Genomic DNA, 16039 nt, shown 5'->3' on the forward strand with positions numbered 1-16039 from the left:
ATATTATATTTGTAGTTTTTTTATTAATTTTCCATCATATATGGGGACATTACTTGAAATGTTTCTTTGGATGGAAAATTTCACATCCTCAAAGAATCCAAGTTTTTTCAACTTCAAGGCAGAACTTGAGTTTAATATCATATTATCAACTATTTTTTTATCACGGGCTGCGATCAGGGCGGCCTTCGCAAATTCATCAAGTCGAAAGTCTCTCAGATAGTATATTATTTCTCCTGCTGTGAGGAAATCTTCGATGGCGAATCTGCCATTCACGCCAGCCATGATTATTTCTATCTCATTATTTGCAAGTTCAACAGCTGCACGTGCCACTGCCTTTGCATTTATAATGGAGCCTATCAAGGCCCTGGATCTTAAATTTTTAAGTATCCGGGTACCATTACTTGTTGTGAGGATCAATGTTTTGCCTTTATAGTTTTGTATTTGGAGCGGTGAATTTCCTATGAAGCCTTCGATTGTTTCACCACCACGTTCACCTGCGAGCAATCCACCGGTTTCCTTTGAAATTTTAAGAGCTTCCTCCACGCTCCCTGCGGGTATTATTCTCTTGAAGTTATCTAGGGCCACTGTTATTGTTGTACTGGCCCTTAGCAGATCCACCATGATACCAAGATCCTGTGTGGTTGACCTTTGATGGGTTAAAATGACCCGCACCCTACTCACCCTTAAATAATTTATATCTTTAACTAGATTAAAAGGATGTAATATTGACTCTGGTGACGTTACATGAAGATTGTTACCACGCCTATGTGTAAAGGTATACTTGATATTATGGGGGTGGATGAGTATATTGTAGCCAGGGATCCTGACACTGAGGATCCTGACCTTGCTATAGTACTCTCAGAGACTAGAACGCGTTCAATGGCTCTCAGATTAAAATTGAACACATTCCCGCAGATCAAGGAGAGTATACATATCGTCTCAGAAACCTTGAAAGCATATGGTCTAGAATATGGATCTTTCTCTGAGATAAATTTTAGGGTATGCTCGCCATGGTGGGATGACCCTCGCCCATTACAAGAGAGGAACAAAAAGATAAAAATAAAAGTTTATTCAAATTTTCTTAGAGATATCATTGAACATATGGGTTATAGTATAGTTGAGGATAATCCAGATTATATAGTCTATCCTGATTACATGGAAATAAAAGAAAAAGGGGAGAAGGTAAAGGTTCCATCGCATTATAATCTGCCATTGGACCCTGTTAAAAGGGCCTTGTTAAGATATAAAATATTGGAGAAGAGATTATGTATGAAACATTAACTTATGTTGGTGGTGTGCACCGCCACGAGGAAATGGAGGAACTTATCGAAGACCTTGGAGGTTTCGTCCTCCAAGAGAATATGCTACAGATGGACCTTATATTAACACTTGCTGTTCCAATAGAGGATGTTGAAAAGGTTAAAGAGAAGGCCAGGGAACTGCTAGGGGAGGTTAAAGTAGCTCCAATGGCTGGTACGGAGATTGCTGTCGTGTCACCTACACTCGCAAGGCATCATCTGCCACATGCAGCTTGCGATATCGCAGAGTATCTTAGAAGATATGGGGCTAAAGATAACATGATAGGATTGGCTAGGGGCGCTGGCAAGGGGATATCGAGGATATCAGAGGAGGAGAAACAGCTTATAAACGAACACGACCTCGCGGTTTTCGCCCTTGGAAGTTTCAAGCATTGTATAAAAGAGAAAACGCACCTTTTTGAGGGTATAAATGTGCCGGTGGTTGTTACAGGCGCCCCCAAGCTCAAAGTGGAGGAGCTTCCAGGTGCAACAGCATACATTAGCGGTTTTGGCAGGATACCACGACGCCTTAAAAGAGGCGAGAACATAAGGGCCTTGAAGAAGCTGGTTAGGGTTGTTGAAGAAATCCTGGATAACAGAAGGAGGGAGATGGCTGAGGATCCACCACTTGTCCCCCCGATAGTTGTTAAAAGCGAGATCGAACATCAGGTGCATGCCATAAAAAGTGTTTATTCCCCGACACCAGTTACAAGTCAACTTGATGGTGTCCGCGTTAAATTAAACTATGAACGCTACCATAAAGATATAGAAAATGTTAAAGTATATGATTATAAACTGAAGGATATTGCAGAGATAAAACCTTCGGTGATGTATGATTATATTCTCGTGAAACTTCTACCAGAAACCTCACTACTCTAGTGATATAAGTGAAAAGGATCATAGGAATCCTATTCTTTATACTAATATTAACCTTAGTTTATACTTTGTTGAATTTTTATGTTTTAGCGTCTATAGGCGCTGAGAATATATGGTTAACACTTTTTGTTTCCGCGGCTTTACCTATAGCTATAATAGGTGAACAGAAATTCCCATCTTTTTTTAGCAGGATGTTGTATGTTTTTTCCATGACATGGCTTGGGATCATCCTATTAATGTTTTGGACAACCTTGATTGTTGACTTTTTTAAGATCTTTGTATATATCCTCCCAAATATGGAGGGGGCGGCTTATCTAGTAGCTCTTTTTATAGGCCTTTTTTCGATTTTTAACAGTGCAAGGATTAAAATAAAGTACGTGGACATACCTTTAGAGGTTCCGTGTGAGGTTACACTGGTACAACTTTCGGATCTTCATATTGGGTCTATAAGGGGTGAAGGTTTCCTAGAAATGATAAAAGATAAGGTGAACAAACTAGAAGCGGATGCGGTTCTTATAACCGGAGATTTTGCTGATGGGAGCTCACCTATCGACAATTTTGTATTAAAACCTCTTGAAAAGATAAATGCACCTATATTTTTTGTTTCAGGAAACCATGATGTATATGCTGATAGAAAAAAGGTCTATCATCTATTAGAATCTGTGGGCGTGACAATACTAGATAATAGGTGTGTAGAGTTTAGGGGTTTGCAACTTGTAGGTGTGGGATATTATATGCAACGTGGGATCCTAGGAGTTTTATTGGAGCAGGTTGAGTTTAGGGGGGATCTTCCAACTATTCTACTTCATCATCTCCCTACTGAGTGGGATACCGCACAAAAGTGGGGTGTTGACATTCAATTGTCTGGTCACACGCATGGTGGACAGTTTTATCCGTTCAATTTTATTGTTAGGTGGATGTTCCCATACTTTTCAGGCCTTTATGAAAATTCAGGCAGTTACCTTTATGTATCGGCGGGTACGGGTACTTGGGGGCCTCCGATGCGTCTTGGATCATCTAATGAGATTGTGGTCTTTAGATTGAAACCATAATGTTTAAATACTAGTTTTGAATATATATTCAAAATATGCCGAGGCCGAGAAGACACAGAAGAATCCTAACAAAACCACCAATCACATGTTTCAAGCCGGACATAGGATCGGATAAACTAATAGAAGTGACATTAGATGAATTTGAAGCCATAAGACTCAAAGATTACCACAATATAAAGCAAAAAAAAGCTGCAGAGATAATGGGAATATCACAACCCACATTTCATCGTATAATAACATCAGCACGCTCAAAGATCGCGAAAGCCTTGGTCGAAGGCAAAGCAATAATCTTAAAAGGGGGCGATTATATCACAGACAAAAAAAGATACAAATGCCTAGACTGCCAATTTGAATGGATATCACCCAAAAAAGAATACAAAAAATGTCCAGACTGCGGATCAGAAAACATAACCATAATAGGAGAAGATATAATGCCTGGAAGACCTGGCATGCAAAGAGGAATAGGAAAAGGTATGAGAGCCGGCCCACCACGCGCCTGCAAATGCATCGAATGCGGATACGAAATACCCAAAACACCTGGAGTGCCATGCAGAAGCGAAAAATGTCCAAAATGTGGCGGAGTAATGTGCGCCACCGACTAAAGGAGGAACTAAAAAAAATGAAAATATGTATCCCCATATTAGAAGATAATGGGATGGACTCTAAAGTCTCAGAACATTTCGGAAAAAGTCCATTCCTCGCCTTTTATGACACTGAAACATCAAAACTTGAAATAATTAGAGTATCCGGGAAACATGGTGGAGGCCAGCAGACAATGGCGGAAATACTCCTAGATTCAGGCGCTGACATCCTTATATGTTCAAATATAGGACCAAGGGCCATGGATTTACTTAGAGGACGCGTATACGTTTTAACAGGGGCTGCTGGTGATCTAAAAGGAGTGCTCCAATCATTCAAGGAGAAAAGTTTATAATTAAAATTTGTAAAAGGAGAGTGTTTTTCAATTGGATCAGGAGCAAGCTCAAAAACTGGCTATCATGAAACAAGACATAGAAATAGCGAAAGCAATGTCCAATATAGAACATAAGATCGTGGTGATGAGTGGAAAAGGCGGAGTAGGTAAAACCACGGTCACAATCAAGCTTGCCGAAGCATTCAACCAAGAAGATTACAACGTATGCATACTAGACGCGGATCTACATGGTCCTAACGTTCCAAGGATAATGGATATTGAAAAGGCAGATATCACATTAACAGAGGACAAGAAGATAAAGCCCATCACCAAAGCAGGTATTAGCGTCGTGTCAATAGAATTCTTCCTACCATCAAAGGATAGTCCCATAATATGGAGAGGGCCGAAAAAGACAGGCGCAATAAGACAGTTACTCGCAGAGGTTGACTGGGATAATATTGACATTTTACTCGTTGACAACCCCCCAGGGACAGGTGACGAACCCCTCACAATTCTACAGTCAATACCCAATATTGACGGGGCTATTATCGTCACAACACCCCACATTATTTCGCTCCATGACGTGAAAAAGTGTATTAACATGGTTAAAAAATTGAAAATTCCTATCCTAGGGATAATCGAGAACATGTCATATGTCCAGTGCCCCAAGTGCGGAGAAAAGCTCTTCATTTTCGGCGAAAATGGTGGAAAACAGTTAACCAAAGAATTTAACCTCCCACTTTTGGCCAGAATCCCCTTCAATTTAAACATGGGAAAATCCGCCGAAACTCCACCTACACCAGAATCAGAGATATTCAAAAATATAATAAAAAAATGGAGGTTTATAGGATGAGAATAGCTGTACCATCCTCTGGAGATGATATTAAATCAGAAGCCAGTCGTGTTTTTGGCCGCGCAAGATCCTTTATCATAGCTGAATTAAAAGATGGGGAAATAGAATCCTTTAAGAGCGTTGCGAATCCGGCGGAGCTGGTATAAAAGCCGCTCAACTAATCGCAAATGAAAGAGTAGATGTTATAATATCCAATGCTATAGGTCCAAACGCCTTTGAACTTTTGAATAATCTGAACATAAAAGTTTACAAGTCAATTCAAGGATCTGTCGAGGAAAACCTGAAACTTTTCAGTCAAGGGAAACTCCAAGAAATAACATCCCCAGCCACTGCACGCGGGAGAAGAGGTCGCAGGATCCAATAAAGGTGATAAGTATAAGGCCATTAATGGTAGGCATAACCGGCGGAAAAGGGGGTACCGGAAAATCAACCATAGCATGTTCACTTGCACTTTCCCTTGCAAAAAAATTCAAAATATTACTTGTAGACGCGGATGTTGAATGCCCAGATGATCACATAATCCTATCAGTAAAACGGGAGAAAATAGGGGATGTTACGATTACCGTCCCCTCATTTGACCATTCCAAATGTCTTATGTGTGGTGAATGTTCTAGAGCGTGCAGAGAACATGCAATAGTCCATATCCATGATCATTATCCTATTTTTATCGAGGATAGATGTAACGGATGCGGCACCTGCATCTTAGCATGTCCAAATAAATCCATAAAGGCTGATAAAAAGGTTATAGGTTCATTGTACAAGGGCTCATTAAACAGAAGGTATCCTGAAGAGCTTCGAGGAAACTTCACCATCATTTCAGGTGAAATAAAGACGAATATTGCATCTATCGCGGGTGTGGTTGACGCTGCAATTGATGCGGCAATAAGTTCTCATAAACCAGACTTTATTATTATTGACACAGCAGCTGGTGTGCATTGTAATGTAATCCACGCTCTACTTGATACTCACATCGCATTTGCTGTTACAGAGCCAACACCCTTAGGGGCTCATGACCTCAGACTAATCATCAAATTATTGAAAAAGCTTGGCATAGATTCGCATATAATTCTTAACCGTTCAGGGATAGGTGATAATACTACCATATATCAAATATCTGAGAAATCAGAGATACCAATCGTGGCTGAAATACCCTATTCTGAAACTGTTCTCCGCGCTTATTCAAAGGGGGAGCCTTTTAAAGTCCCAGGCATAAATAACATCATAAACGTGGTTGAATCAGCAGGGTGTTAATAGTGAAGGAGATATGTGTTCTCTCAGGGAAAGGTGGCGCGGGAAAGACCAGTATAGTCGCTTCAATCGCTATTTTACTTGCCAATAGGAGTATCGTTGCATGCGATTGTGACGTGGATGCGCCGAACCTCGCACTTCTTCTCGGCAACCCTAATAAAATTTATTGTGAAAGGATAAGCGCCTCAGAAAAGGCCTTTGTTTTATCCAGCCGTTGCAGATCCTGTAAAAAATGTTTAAATACTTGTAGATTCAATGCTATCAGCTGGGATGATGAAATTTCAAAACCAGATATTAAAAGATTTCTCTGTGAAGGGTGTGGGGCATGTGCATACACATGTCCTTCTAATGCTATAGAAATCCACCCAACAGATACGGGTAAAGTATGTCTATCAGAATCAGATCATGGTTTTAGTATCGTGACTGGCCAATTAAAGCTTGGAGAAACTGGATCAGGCAAAATCGTTGATGCTGTGAGGAGAAAAGCCTCGGAAGTTGGTAGGGTGGAAGATGCTGAACTTATACTTTTAGATTCTGCCGCTGGCATAGGATGTCCAGTAATATCATCAATCAAGGCAACAGACCATGTTATCATAATAGCAGAAGCTAATATGGTAGCATTAAACGATTTTAGAAGGACACTTCAACTTGTCAGACACTTTAAAATCCCACATAGTATAATAATCAATAAATGGGACATTAACAAGGATGTTAGTAAAAAGATTGAAAGCTTCGCTCAAGAATCGGACATTCCAGTACTCGGTAAAATACCATATACCATCACTTTTATAGAGGCATTGGCTAATTTAACACCTGCAGTCTTATATGATCCTAGATTAGAAAAAACATTTGAAATTATACTTAATAATCTTCGGGGGGGTCATATGAAATCACTTAAAGAGGGTGAGAAAGTTGCCAGATATTCTACTTATGCAAACATAGCCCTAACATTAATGAAGGGTATTGTCGGACTCTTATCAGGCAGTCTAGCATTAATAGCCGATGCTATCCATTCACTTGTAGATATATTCGCCTCTGTAACTGTTTACATAGGATTGAAACTTTCGCAGAAAAAACCTGACGAATTATTTCCCTATGGTTATTATAGGATTGAAACTTTCGCATCACTGATCATCTCAGTAATAATCATAATAACTGGCTTTGAAATTGGCATGGAATCATTCTCATACATACTACACCCATCAAAGATTATGTTACCATCTCTAGCTTTACTTATAACTTTAATATCGGTTTTTATATCCTATTTTTTCGCTGTTTACAAGGAGAAGATAGGAAGGAAGATAAAATCACAGGCGCTCGTAAATGATGGAAGGCACAGTCTCCTAGATGTGGTATCATCTATGATAGTATTCTTTGGCATACTCTTCGAATACCTTGGCTTGAGAGGATTTCAAGGTTTCGCAGGGATCCTGATAGCGATTTTAATCATCTATTTAGGGTTAAAGTTCGCCAGGTATGACATACTCGTTTTACTTGACGCTTGTATTGACCAGAAATCACTTCAAACCCTGGAAAAAACGGTACTCGGGGTCAAGGGTGTGGAAGGAATCCATGATGTTAGGGTTAGAAGATCGGGGCCTTATTTGTTCGCGGAACTTCATCTCGAACTCGAGAGAGGAACATCCCTTAAAGAAATAGAGAATATAATTTCAGAGATAAACAATAAAGTCAAAGAGAAGATCCCATCAATGGATCATATCATAATACAACCAGAGACCCCACCCAAAGATTATATGTTAATCGCAGCACCATTAAAAGATAATAAAGGCTTAGATTCGACTATCAGCCCACATTTTGGAAAAGCAGACTATTTCATAATAGCATCAGTAAAAGATGATAGGATCCAAGATTCTAAGATAATAGAAAATCCTGCGAGGGAATTGGAAAAGAAGAGGGGTATAAAAGCCGCGGAACTACTAAAAGATGAAGGAATCGATGTACTTATAGTCGATCATCTGTCAGAGGGTCCATCATATGTCCTCTCTCAGCACATACTTGGCACAGCAAAACCAAAAGGGAGCTCACTAGAAGATATTATATTAAATGCTTATAGAAAATTCAGATAAGACCTTTAATCATAGCCGTTACAGTCCTGATATGATCCTCTTGGGATTTAACCTCTTCAACAATAGACTTAAATAGTTTATCTGTCATTGGAACTGGAATACTCCTAAATACATAAGAATCTAGGAGGAACTTGAAGGCTCTTTCTGCCGCTAGACTTTCAAACCTCTTATCATTGGAATCCATGTAAAGTGGATTTTCGTGGAGTGGAAGTTTTTTCACTTCCTCTGCGAGGACAGTTCCTGGTATGGGTTCGGCTATGCTTACAAAGTAATCGTCGAGCATGAGTTCATCTGCAAGTTCAAGGGTAACCTGGAAGTCCTCATCTTCTTCTCCGGGATATCCTACTATAAAGGATCCTGCAACTTTCACTCCATGGTTTCTTGCCATTTCAACGGCCTCGAATATGTCATCAACGCTTATACCTTTTTTCATTTTTTTCAGGATCCTGGGGCTTCCTGATTCAATTCCATAGTATATCCAGCCGTTGGTGTAGCGTGCTATGGCTTCTAGTATGTTATCGGTTACAAGGTCTACTCTTATATCAGGGATTGTTAGGTGCATGGGTCCTGTGATTTCGCTAACTTTTTTTAGGAGTTCTATAAAAGCCTCTTCATTTATGTTTTTAAATTTCCTGCTGCCATAGAGGGTTCCTGTGCCGCCGCTTATGGCTATTCTCTTCGCACCCTTTCCTTTGAACGCTTTAACTTCTTTGATTATGTTTTCTATGCTTCTGTTTCTGATTTTTCTGCCGAAGAAGCAGGGGACTTGACAAAATGTGCAGTTCCCAACACATCCTCGGTGTGTTTCAATATAAACATTAGCCCCTCTTATATTCTCCTTTGATATGTCAGGAGGTATCAGGGGTAACGGGTGTTCAATAGAATCCCCTCGACTAGAAGATGTGACTACTATTTCATCGTCTTCTTTGAATGCTACTCCTGGAATGGATGTTTTTTTCCTTTTTCCGTGGACGTATTCCATTATCCTGTCTATTTTGTCTTCTGCTTCGCCTTTCACTATAAGGTCTACGTCGAGGTATTTGAATATTAGTTGTGGGTCTGTGGTTACTGGGCCTCCAAGGATTTTGAAGGCTTTTATTTGGTTGATTTCCTTTTTGTATTTGATGAGGTGGATTGTTGAATGTAAACTTATAAAGACAATATCTGCTTGGAGGTTATTGAAGCCTTTTTTTAGTGTTACATTGTATCCTAGGTCTTTTAGGATCCCTGCGACTATCATTGAACCGTAATTGTAGAATTCGGGTGTTATTACGGCTATTTTCATCTGCGGACCCCGAAGAAGTTTATGGCTTGTATGAGCTCGTAGAATCCCTCCATTTCTTTTTCGATAACATCATATTTGTTGAGGGTGCCGCTCATTTCACCGTCTACTGTTAATTTGTCGGGGCCTCTTGCTATTATCCTGTCTGTCCCGTCTCTTGTTAGGATCTTTTCGGCTTCTTTGTCATGTACGAATGCTCTTCCTGGTATTATTACTGTCTCTTTGAGTTGTGAGAGGTCTACTTTTTCCAAGTCTTTTCTTGTTATTAGGCAGGCTATGTCTTTTTCTGTCGCGTAAACGTTGACGAGGTCTTGGGCTCCAAGGTTTTTTATTATTTTCTCGATGTATGGGGCGGCTATCTTCCCTGTGAGTATTGTGGCTTCTGCTTTTATCTCTGGGAGTATCTCCAAGTATTTTTTGCTGTTGTCGTCTGCGAGGGCGAATGGTGTATTGTTCTTGGGGTCACAGACTGGTGTGCCGGTTACTCTTAGGTTGAATTCTTTGTCGATTTTTCTTACGAGTTTTTCAAATTCTTCTACTGGATGTGGTTCTGTTCCTTTGAGTATTGGGTCGTTGCCTAGTATGATTCCCTGGTTTTCGTAGTTGGCGAATCTCATCATTATAAGGGCTTTTGCTCCCCATTCTTCTAGTTTGGTGCATGTTTCTAGCAGTTCATTTCCATCATTTACACCGGGTATTATGACTGCTGCTGCGTGGACTTCTGTTGTTTCGCAGAATATCTTTAGGGCTTCTAGGGATGCTCCTGGTTTTTTGTCGCGCATCCATTCCCTTCTAAGTTGTGGATTACATGAAAAGACGGTGAATGTGACTTCTTCCACCCCGTTGTTGATTAGTTTTGTGGCGATTTTTGGATCGTCTATGCCTTTTCCACTCGTATAACCTAGGTGTATTGGTATTCCAAGGCTTTTAAGGCCACTTGTCAGTTCTTCGAGGTGTGGATAGCAGCTCACGTCCCCGCCACCACTTATATTAATTTTTAGGTTCTTGTCTTGGGGTTGTGTCATCATGAGAGTTGTCTGTACATTGCTTAGGACGAAGAATGGTGGTAGGAATTCGCTTTTGCGTTCGGCAACTTCAATTGTACATGTTTCACATCCTATCCGGTTTGGCGGGCAATTCCTACAACCTAGTGGTGGGAAATCTTTAACACCTTTAAAATAGCAGTATTTGCAGTATCCTCTGCAGTCTATTCCTGGTCTGCCACCGACATCAGCTATGATTTGCATGATTATTATCTTATCCCTTTAGTGATAAATAATTTATCTGAGGATGGAAAAACTGTGAAAAATATTGAAAATTTTAATAATTCTATACATAGCCCTATTTTCTTATTTATAAATTTTTCGACTTGAATTAAAAAGAAACCTTAATTAAACATGTTAATAAGAGATATACACCGTATACTATGCAAGGTTTAGATGAACGATCTTGGACATCCTTGGATGTCCAACTTGCATAGTACACAAAACTAATTGTTAGGAGGGAAAAAATGGCGAAGTTTGAGGATAAGGTCGACTTGTACGACGACAGAGGCAACCTCGTCGAAGAGGACGTGCCGATAGAGGCCTTAAGTCCTCTCTGGAACCCAGCTATACGAAGTATCGTACAAGGCATTAAAAGGACAGTAGCAGTCAACCTAGAAGGAATCGAAGGTGCACTGAAAACAGCAAAGGTAGCGGGACCAGGATGCAGAATACCAGGAAGAGAACTGGACCTTGACATCCTAGGGAATGCCGAGGCCATAGCAGAAACCGCAAAGGAGATGATACAAGTCTCCGAAGACGATGACACAAAAGTCGAACTATTACATGGTGGAAAGAGAGCACTCGTACAAGTACCAACCACAAGATTTGAAGCAGCCGCAGAATACTCTGTAGCTCCACTGGTAACTGCCAGCGCGTTCCTACAAGCCATAATAAAAGAACTAGATGTTAGCATGTACGACGCCAACATGGTCAAAGCAGCAATACTTGGAAGATACCCACAATCAGTCGAATACCTTGGAGGTAACATAGCTACAATGCTAGACATCCCACAAAAACTCGAAGGCCCAGGATATGCACTAAGAAACATTCTAGTCAACCACATCGTAGCAGCCACACTCAAGAACACAATGCAAGCAGCAGCTCTATCATCAATCCTAGAACAGACAGCAATGTTCGAAATGGGTGATGCAGTAGGAGCATTTGAAAGATTGCACCTCCTTGGACTTGCATACCAGGGAATGAACGCAGACAACCTCGTATACGACCTAGTTAAAGAAAATGGAAAAGAAGGAACAGTAGGTACCGTGATAGCCTCTGTTGTTGAAAGAGCACTCGAAGATGGTGTGATAAAAGTCGAGAAAGAATTAGACGGCTTCAAAGTATATGGAACAGATGACATACCACTATGGAACGCTTATGCTGCAGCCGGTCAAATGGCCGCTACAATGGTCAACCAGGGCGCAGCAAGAGCAGCACAAGGTGTATCATCAACATTACTATACTACAACGACCTAATCGAATTCGAAACAGGACTACCAAGCGTGGACTTCGGAAGAGTAGAAGGTACAGCAGTAGGATTTTCCTTCTTCAGCCACTCCATCTACGGTGGTGGTGGTCCAGGTATTTTCAACGGAAACCACATCGTCACAAGACACAGTAAGGGATTCGCCATACCATGCGTCGCCGCTGCAATGGCACTAGACTCAGGAACCCAGATGTTCTCCCCAGAAGCAACATCAGGACTAATTAAAGACGTGTTCAGCCAAGTAGACGAGTTCCGAGAACCACTCAAATTCGTAGTGGAGGCTGCCGCCGAAATAAAAGATGAAATCTAGATGATCTCACCCAAGATTGGGGGCAAAGAACCTAATGGACATTGAAATATTCCCACACCGACTCCTCGGGGCCGACACAACAGAAAAACTCCTTAACGACCTTGAAGAAATTGGAAGTATTAAAAGGATGGTCATACAAGGTCAGAGACTCCCCCCAGCAGAGGAGGGACACCCTGACCGTCGAGTAATCAAAATCAGGGGCCAAGAGGTTGAACTACAAGTCAAAACTGGTCGAGTACTCTTAGAAATCGAAGATGAAAGTGCAATCGACGATATAAAGAAAGTTTGTGAAGATAATCTACCATTTGGATTCGAAGTTCACATAGGAAAATTCATAAGAACCCAGAAGACAGTGACCGATGAACTAAAGTATGGGGAACTTCTTGATGAGATCCCAGACGAACTCGTCGGTTTAACAGACCCTAATGCAAGATTATCCGAACGTGCTACAATAATAAAGAAAAAGAAGAAAAGGGAGCAGTAGATGATTGGAAAGTGTACACATGTTGTTGATTGCCGCGAAACAATGGGCATGGGTGAAGGGGGCGGTATAGCCCAGAGAGGAACCTTCGCCCAATGCGGAAGCGAAGTACTAGCTGTTGCAATGTCCCCTGGCAGACGCCATATAACAAAGCCTGTCTGCGAGATAACATTCGCACTCCGTGAAGCTAATGTAATGACTAGCACACTAGTATTAAATGCAGGCGCAGGAGTACCCCAAGATGCTCCAACAGCAGGCGCAGGAAGCTTATTCGGACTCACAGATCAAGAAATTGAACAAATGAAAAGACACAAACTCCTAGTAATACACCTAGGAGGAGTGAAACATCACATCATTTACAAGGCCAGACTAATACTAAGAAATGTAGATCGCCCCTGCATAGTAATATGCGAATATCCCGTTGACTTCGAGGACTTCGCGAAGATAGGGGTTAAAACGAGGGTTGTCATGCCAGAAGAACCCAAAACAAAGGGCACAATAGTTGATATAATCAGTGGGGTTATTAGAGGAGAAACATGCCCCCAAGAAAAGTTGGATGAGATCATTAGAAAGGTTAAGTTAGCATTAGGAGGTGCATGATATGGCACAATTCTATCCCGGCAAAACCAAGATTGCCGAAAACAGAAGAAAATTCATGAACCCTGAAGCCGAATTAGAAAAATTGAGGGAAGTCTCAGATGAGGACGTGGTATGGATCCTGGGACACCGAGCACCCGGAGAAGAATACCCAAGCGTACACCCACCACTAGAAGAATTAGATGAACCAGAAGACCCAATAAGGGAGCTCGTAGAACCATTAGATGGTGCTAAGGCAGGTGACAGGGTCAGATACATCCAATTCACAGACTCAATGTATAATGCACCAGCCCAACCATATGTAAGATCCAGAGCCTACATGTGGAGATTCAGAGGAGCTGATGCAGGTACATTATCAGGACGACAAATCATCGAGACAAGAGAAAGAGACCTTGAAAAACTCTCCAAAGAACTTATCGAAACAGAATTCTTCGACCCCGCAAGAAGCGGTATAAGGGGTAAAACAGTGCACGGACACTCACTACGATTAGACGAAAACGGTATGATGTTCGACATGCTAAGAAGACAAATTTACAACCCAGACACAGGCAAAGTAGAAGCGGTTAAAAATCAGATCGGAGACGAACTCGACGAACCAATAGACTTAGGAGAGCCACTAGACGAGGAAACCTTAAAAGAGAAGACCACAATATACCGTGGAGACAACATAGCATACCGCGATGACGAACCTGTAGTAGAAGTAACCCAAAGAATCCACGTCCTAAGAAGCCAGGCAGGCTTCCTACCAGAAGAAATTAAATAGGAGGGGAGGTGTGAAATATGGCAGAAAAGAAAATAATAAAAAAGGTCGACGAGGCAAGCTTAAAAGAAGAGAGGTTATTCGTAAGATCATTAAAGAACAAATTCGAAGAAGCCCCTAAAGAGAGACAAACCAGCTACTACAAATTCGGCGGTTGGAAACAATCAGAGAGGAAAAGAGAGTTCGTAGAAGCAGGTAAAGAAATCGCCAAAAAACGTGGAATACCTGGATACAACCCAGACATTGGTACGCCTCTAGGACAGAGAGTATTAATGCCTTACCAAGTATCAACCACAGACACTTTCGTGGAAGGTGACGACCTACACTTCGTAAACAACGCCGCGATGCAACAATTCTGGGACGACATCAGAAAAACAGTTATCGTAGGATTAAACCACGCTCACGCAGTCATAGAAAAGAGGCTGGGTAAAGAAGTTACACCAGAAACCATAAACCACTACCTTGAAACAGTCAACCACGCAATGCCAGGTGCGGCAGTCGTCCAGGAACACATGGTAGAAACACACCCAGCACTAACAGCCGACAGTTACGTTAAAGTCTTCACTGGTAACGATGAAATAGCAGATGAAATAGACGACGCATTCCTCATAGACATTAACAAACAATTCCCAGAAGACCAAGCCGAACAACTCAAAGCAGAAATTGGAGATGGAATATGGCAGGCAGTCAGGATACCAACAATCGTCTCCAGGACATGTGACGGTGGTACCACAAGCAGATGGTCAGCAATGCAGATCGGTATGTCAATGATCTCAGCATACAAACAATGTGCAGGTGAAGCCGCAACAGGAGACTTCGCATACGCAGCAAAACACGCAGAAGTCATCCACATGGCAACCTACCTACCAGTAAGACGTGCAAGGGGTGAAAACGAACCTGGAGGATTAGCATTCGGATTCCTCGCAGATATTGTCCAGTCAATGAGGGTCAACTACGATGACCCAGTACGCGTTGCGCTTGACGTCGTCGCAGCAGGTGCAATGTTATACGACCAGATCTGGCTAGGCTCATACATGTCAGGTGGTGTAGGATTCACACAATATGCTACAGCAGCATACACAGACAACATCCTAGACGACTTCACCTACTATGGTAGAGAATACGTCGAAGACAAGTATGGACTTGCAGAAGCGCCTAACACCATGGACACAGTCCTAGACATTGCAAGTGAAGTCACATTCTACAGCCTAGAACAGTATGAAGACTACCCATCATTACTCGAGACACAGTTCGGCGGATCACAAAGGGCAGCTGTCGCAGCAGCAGCAGCCGGTTGTTCAACCGGATTCGCAACAGGAAACTCACAGACCGCACTAAGCGGATGGTACCTATCAATGTACCTACATAAAGAACAGCACGCAAGACTCGGATTTTATGGATACGACCTACAAGACCAGTGTGGTGCAGCCAACGTCTTCGCAATAAGAGGAGACGAAGGACTACCATTAGAGGCAAGAGGAGCCAATTATCCAAACTACGCAATGAACGTCGGACACCAGGGTGAGTACGCAGGTATAGTACAGGCAGTGCACGCTGCACGTGGAGATGCATTCTGCTTCAACCCACTAGTCAAAGTAGCATTCGCAGACCCCAACCTAGTCTTTGACTGGACCAACGTACGCGGAGAATACGCTAAAGGGGCTCTAAGAGAATTCGAACCAGCCGGTGAAAGAGACCTCATCACACCAGCAAAATAATCACACCCAAAAAAACAGGTAGAGGTGTATTA

19 protein-coding genes are annotated in these 16039 nt (G+C 41.8%); 15 read left to right on the forward strand and 4 right to left on the reverse strand.

Annotation, left to right across the window (positions count from 1 at the left end; translation table 11 throughout):
- Positions 1-3 precede the first annotated feature (3 nt).
- The gene (gene comB / locus ACZ5XX_RS03555) at positions 4-672 is read right to left on the reverse strand and encodes a 2-phosphosulfolactate phosphatase (protein WP_464585703.1); all 669 of its coding nucleotides are present in this window, start codon (positions 670-672) and stop codon (positions 4-6) included.
- Positions 673-744: 72 nt separating this feature from the next.
- Here comB and ACZ5XX_RS03560 point away from each other — a divergent pair, with 72 nt between their 5' ends.
- Together ACZ5XX_RS03560 and ACZ5XX_RS03565 are read left to right on the forward strand one after the other, a co-directional pair.
- Positions 745-1281 (forward strand): hypothetical protein, encoded by a 537-nt coding sequence (locus ACZ5XX_RS03560; protein ID WP_464585705.1) that lies wholly within the window; start codon positions 745-747, stop codon positions 1279-1281.
- Positions 1266-2177 (forward strand): methanogenesis marker 7 protein, encoded by a 912-nt coding sequence (locus ACZ5XX_RS03565; protein WP_464585707.1) that lies wholly within the window; start codon positions 1266-1268, stop codon positions 2175-2177. The genes ACZ5XX_RS03560 and ACZ5XX_RS03565 overlap by 16 nt, the downstream gene beginning before the upstream one ends.
- Before the next feature lie 76 nt (positions 2178-2253).
- Here the strand turns inward: ACZ5XX_RS03565 and ACZ5XX_RS03570 are convergent, their stop codons facing one another.
- Positions 2254-2403, reverse strand: coding sequence for a hypothetical protein (locus ACZ5XX_RS03570; protein ID WP_464585709.1), 150 nt, complete (start codon positions 2401-2403; stop codon positions 2254-2256).
- A 241-nt stretch (positions 2404-2644) separates the two neighbouring features.
- Here ACZ5XX_RS03570 and ACZ5XX_RS03575 point away from each other — a divergent pair, with 241 nt between their 5' ends.
- From ACZ5XX_RS03575 to ACZ5XX_RS03610, 8 genes are read left to right on the forward strand one after another with little or no spacing between them, the layout of a single operon-like run.
- Positions 2645-3226 (forward strand): metallophosphoesterase, encoded by a 582-nt coding sequence (locus tag ACZ5XX_RS03575; protein ID WP_464585712.1) that lies wholly within the window; start codon positions 2645-2647, stop codon positions 3224-3226.
- A gap of 35 nt (positions 3227-3261) precedes the next feature.
- Positions 3262-3828, forward strand: a complete 567-nt coding sequence (locus tag ACZ5XX_RS03580; protein ID WP_464585716.1) for a DUF134 domain-containing protein — start codon at positions 3262-3264, stop codon at positions 3826-3828.
- Positions 3829-3845: 17 nt separating this feature from the next.
- Positions 3846-4160, forward strand: coding sequence for a NifB/NifX family molybdenum-iron cluster-binding protein (locus ACZ5XX_RS03585; protein ID WP_464585718.1), 315 nt, complete (start codon positions 3846-3848; stop codon positions 4158-4160).
- Positions 4161-4191: 31 nt separating this feature from the next.
- Entirely contained in the window at positions 4192-4992 is an 801-nt protein-coding gene (locus ACZ5XX_RS03590) for an Mrp/NBP35 family ATP-binding protein (RefSeq protein ID WP_464585720.1), read from the forward strand.
- Complete coding sequence (locus ACZ5XX_RS03595) at positions 4989-5138, forward strand: NifB/NifX family molybdenum-iron cluster-binding protein (protein WP_464585722.1); 150 nt, start codon at positions 4989-4991, stop codon at positions 5136-5138. The genes ACZ5XX_RS03590 and ACZ5XX_RS03595 overlap by 4 nt, the downstream gene beginning before the upstream one ends.
- 14 nt (positions 5139-5152) lie before the next feature.
- Entirely contained in the window at positions 5153-5356 is a 204-nt protein-coding gene (locus ACZ5XX_RS03600) for a NifB/NifX family molybdenum-iron cluster-binding protein (RefSeq protein WP_464586194.1), read from the forward strand.
- 2 nt (positions 5357-5358) lie between these two features.
- Positions 5359-6243, forward strand: a complete 885-nt coding sequence (locus tag ACZ5XX_RS03605; RefSeq protein ID WP_464585725.1) for a nucleotide-binding protein — start codon at positions 5359-5361, stop codon at positions 6241-6243.
- Positions 6244-6245: 2 nt separating this feature from the next.
- Positions 6246-8327: a cation diffusion facilitator family transporter gene (locus tag ACZ5XX_RS03610; RefSeq protein WP_464585727.1), complete on the forward strand. Its 2082-nt coding sequence runs from the start codon at positions 6246-6248 to the stop codon at positions 8325-8327.
- Here ACZ5XX_RS03610 and ACZ5XX_RS03615 read toward each other — a convergent pair.
- Entirely contained in the window at positions 8320-9612 is a 1293-nt protein-coding gene (locus tag ACZ5XX_RS03615) for a methyl-coenzyme M reductase glutamine C-methyltransferase (RefSeq protein WP_464585729.1), read from the reverse strand. The genes ACZ5XX_RS03610 and ACZ5XX_RS03615 overlap by 8 nt on opposite strands.
- Positions 9609-10856 carry a methyl coenzyme M reductase-arginine methyltransferase Mmp10 gene (mmp10, locus tag ACZ5XX_RS03620; RefSeq protein WP_464585731.1) on the reverse strand — a complete coding sequence of 416 codons (1248 nt, stop codon included), beginning with the start codon at positions 10854-10856 and terminating at the stop codon, positions 9609-9611. Before mmp10 ends, ACZ5XX_RS03615 begins: the two co-directional genes overlap by 4 nt.
- Positions 10857-11119: 263 nt before the next feature.
- Between mmp10 and mcrB the strand changes: the two genes are divergently transcribed.
- Genes mcrB through mcrA form a run of 5 tightly spaced genes read left to right on the forward strand, consistent with a single transcriptional unit; the run spans position 11120 to position 16007 of the window.
- Positions 11120-12451, forward strand: a complete 1332-nt coding sequence (mcrB, locus tag ACZ5XX_RS03625; RefSeq protein ID WP_464585733.1) for a coenzyme-B sulfoethylthiotransferase subunit beta — start codon at positions 11120-11122, stop codon at positions 12449-12451.
- Between the two features lie 34 nt (positions 12452-12485).
- Positions 12486-12935 (forward strand): methyl-coenzyme M reductase operon protein D, encoded by a 450-nt coding sequence (gene mcrD / locus ACZ5XX_RS03630; RefSeq protein ID WP_464585736.1) that lies wholly within the window; start codon positions 12486-12488, stop codon positions 12933-12935.
- On the forward strand, positions 12936-13532 hold the full coding sequence (gene mcrC / locus ACZ5XX_RS03635) for a methyl-coenzyme M reductase I operon protein C (protein WP_464585739.1): 597 nt from the start codon (positions 12936-12938) through the stop codon (positions 13530-13532). It begins immediately after the preceding gene.
- A 1-nt stretch (position 13533) separates the two neighbouring features.
- Positions 13534-14292, forward strand: a complete 759-nt coding sequence (gene mcrG, locus ACZ5XX_RS03640) for a coenzyme-B sulfoethylthiotransferase subunit gamma (RefSeq protein ID WP_464585741.1) — start codon at positions 13534-13536, stop codon at positions 14290-14292.
- 17 nt (positions 14293-14309) lie between these two features.
- Positions 14310-16007: a coenzyme-B sulfoethylthiotransferase subunit alpha gene (mcrA, locus tag ACZ5XX_RS03645; protein WP_464585744.1), complete on the forward strand. Its 1698-nt coding sequence runs from the start codon at positions 14310-14312 to the stop codon at positions 16005-16007.
- Positions 16008-16039 lie beyond the last annotated feature (32 nt).

The sequence above is a fragment of the Methanothermobacter crinale genome (genome assembly GCF_055397825.1).

Excerpts from the sequence above, each read along its gene's own strand:
- ACZ5XX_RS03560 (WP_464585705.1), top strand. The coding sequence starts at position 745 with ATGAAGATTGTTACCACGCCTATGTGTAAAGGTATACTTGATATTATG.
- ACZ5XX_RS03565 (WP_464585707.1), top strand. The coding sequence starts at position 1,266 with ATGTATGAAACATTAACTTATGTTGGTGGTGTGCACCGCCACGAGGAA.
- ACZ5XX_RS03570 (WP_464585709.1), bottom strand. The coding sequence starts at position 2,403 with ATGATCCCAAGCCATGTCATGGAAAAAACATACAACATCCTGCTAAAA.
- ACZ5XX_RS03575 (WP_464585712.1), top strand. The coding sequence starts at position 2,645 with ATGATAAAAGATAAGGTGAACAAACTAGAAGCGGATGCGGTTCTTATA.
- ACZ5XX_RS03580 (WP_464585716.1), top strand. The coding sequence starts at position 3,262 with ATGCCGAGGCCGAGAAGACACAGAAGAATCCTAACAAAACCACCAATC.
- ACZ5XX_RS03585 (WP_464585718.1), top strand. The coding sequence starts at position 3,846 with ATGAAAATATGTATCCCCATATTAGAAGATAATGGGATGGACTCTAAA.
- ACZ5XX_RS03595 (WP_464585722.1), top strand. The coding sequence starts at position 4,989 with ATGAGAATAGCTGTACCATCCTCTGGAGATGATATTAAATCAGAAGCC.
- ACZ5XX_RS03615 (WP_464585729.1), bottom strand. The coding sequence starts at position 9,612 with ATGAAAATAGCCGTAATAACACCCGAATTCTACAATTACGGTTCAATG.
- mmp10 (WP_464585731.1), bottom strand. The coding sequence starts at position 10,856 with ATGCAAATCATAGCTGATGTCGGTGGCAGACCAGGAATAGACTGCAGA.
- mcrB (WP_464585733.1), top strand. The coding sequence starts at position 11,120 with ATGGCGAAGTTTGAGGATAAGGTCGACTTGTACGACGACAGAGGCAAC.
- mcrD (WP_464585736.1), top strand. The coding sequence starts at position 12,486 with ATGGACATTGAAATATTCCCACACCGACTCCTCGGGGCCGACACAACA.
- mcrC (WP_464585739.1), top strand. The coding sequence starts at position 12,936 with ATGATTGGAAAGTGTACACATGTTGTTGATTGCCGCGAAACAATGGGC.
- mcrG (WP_464585741.1), top strand. The coding sequence starts at position 13,534 with ATGGCACAATTCTATCCCGGCAAAACCAAGATTGCCGAAAACAGAAGA.
- mcrA (WP_464585744.1), top strand. The coding sequence starts at position 14,310 with ATGGCAGAAAAGAAAATAATAAAAAAGGTCGACGAGGCAAGCTTAAAA.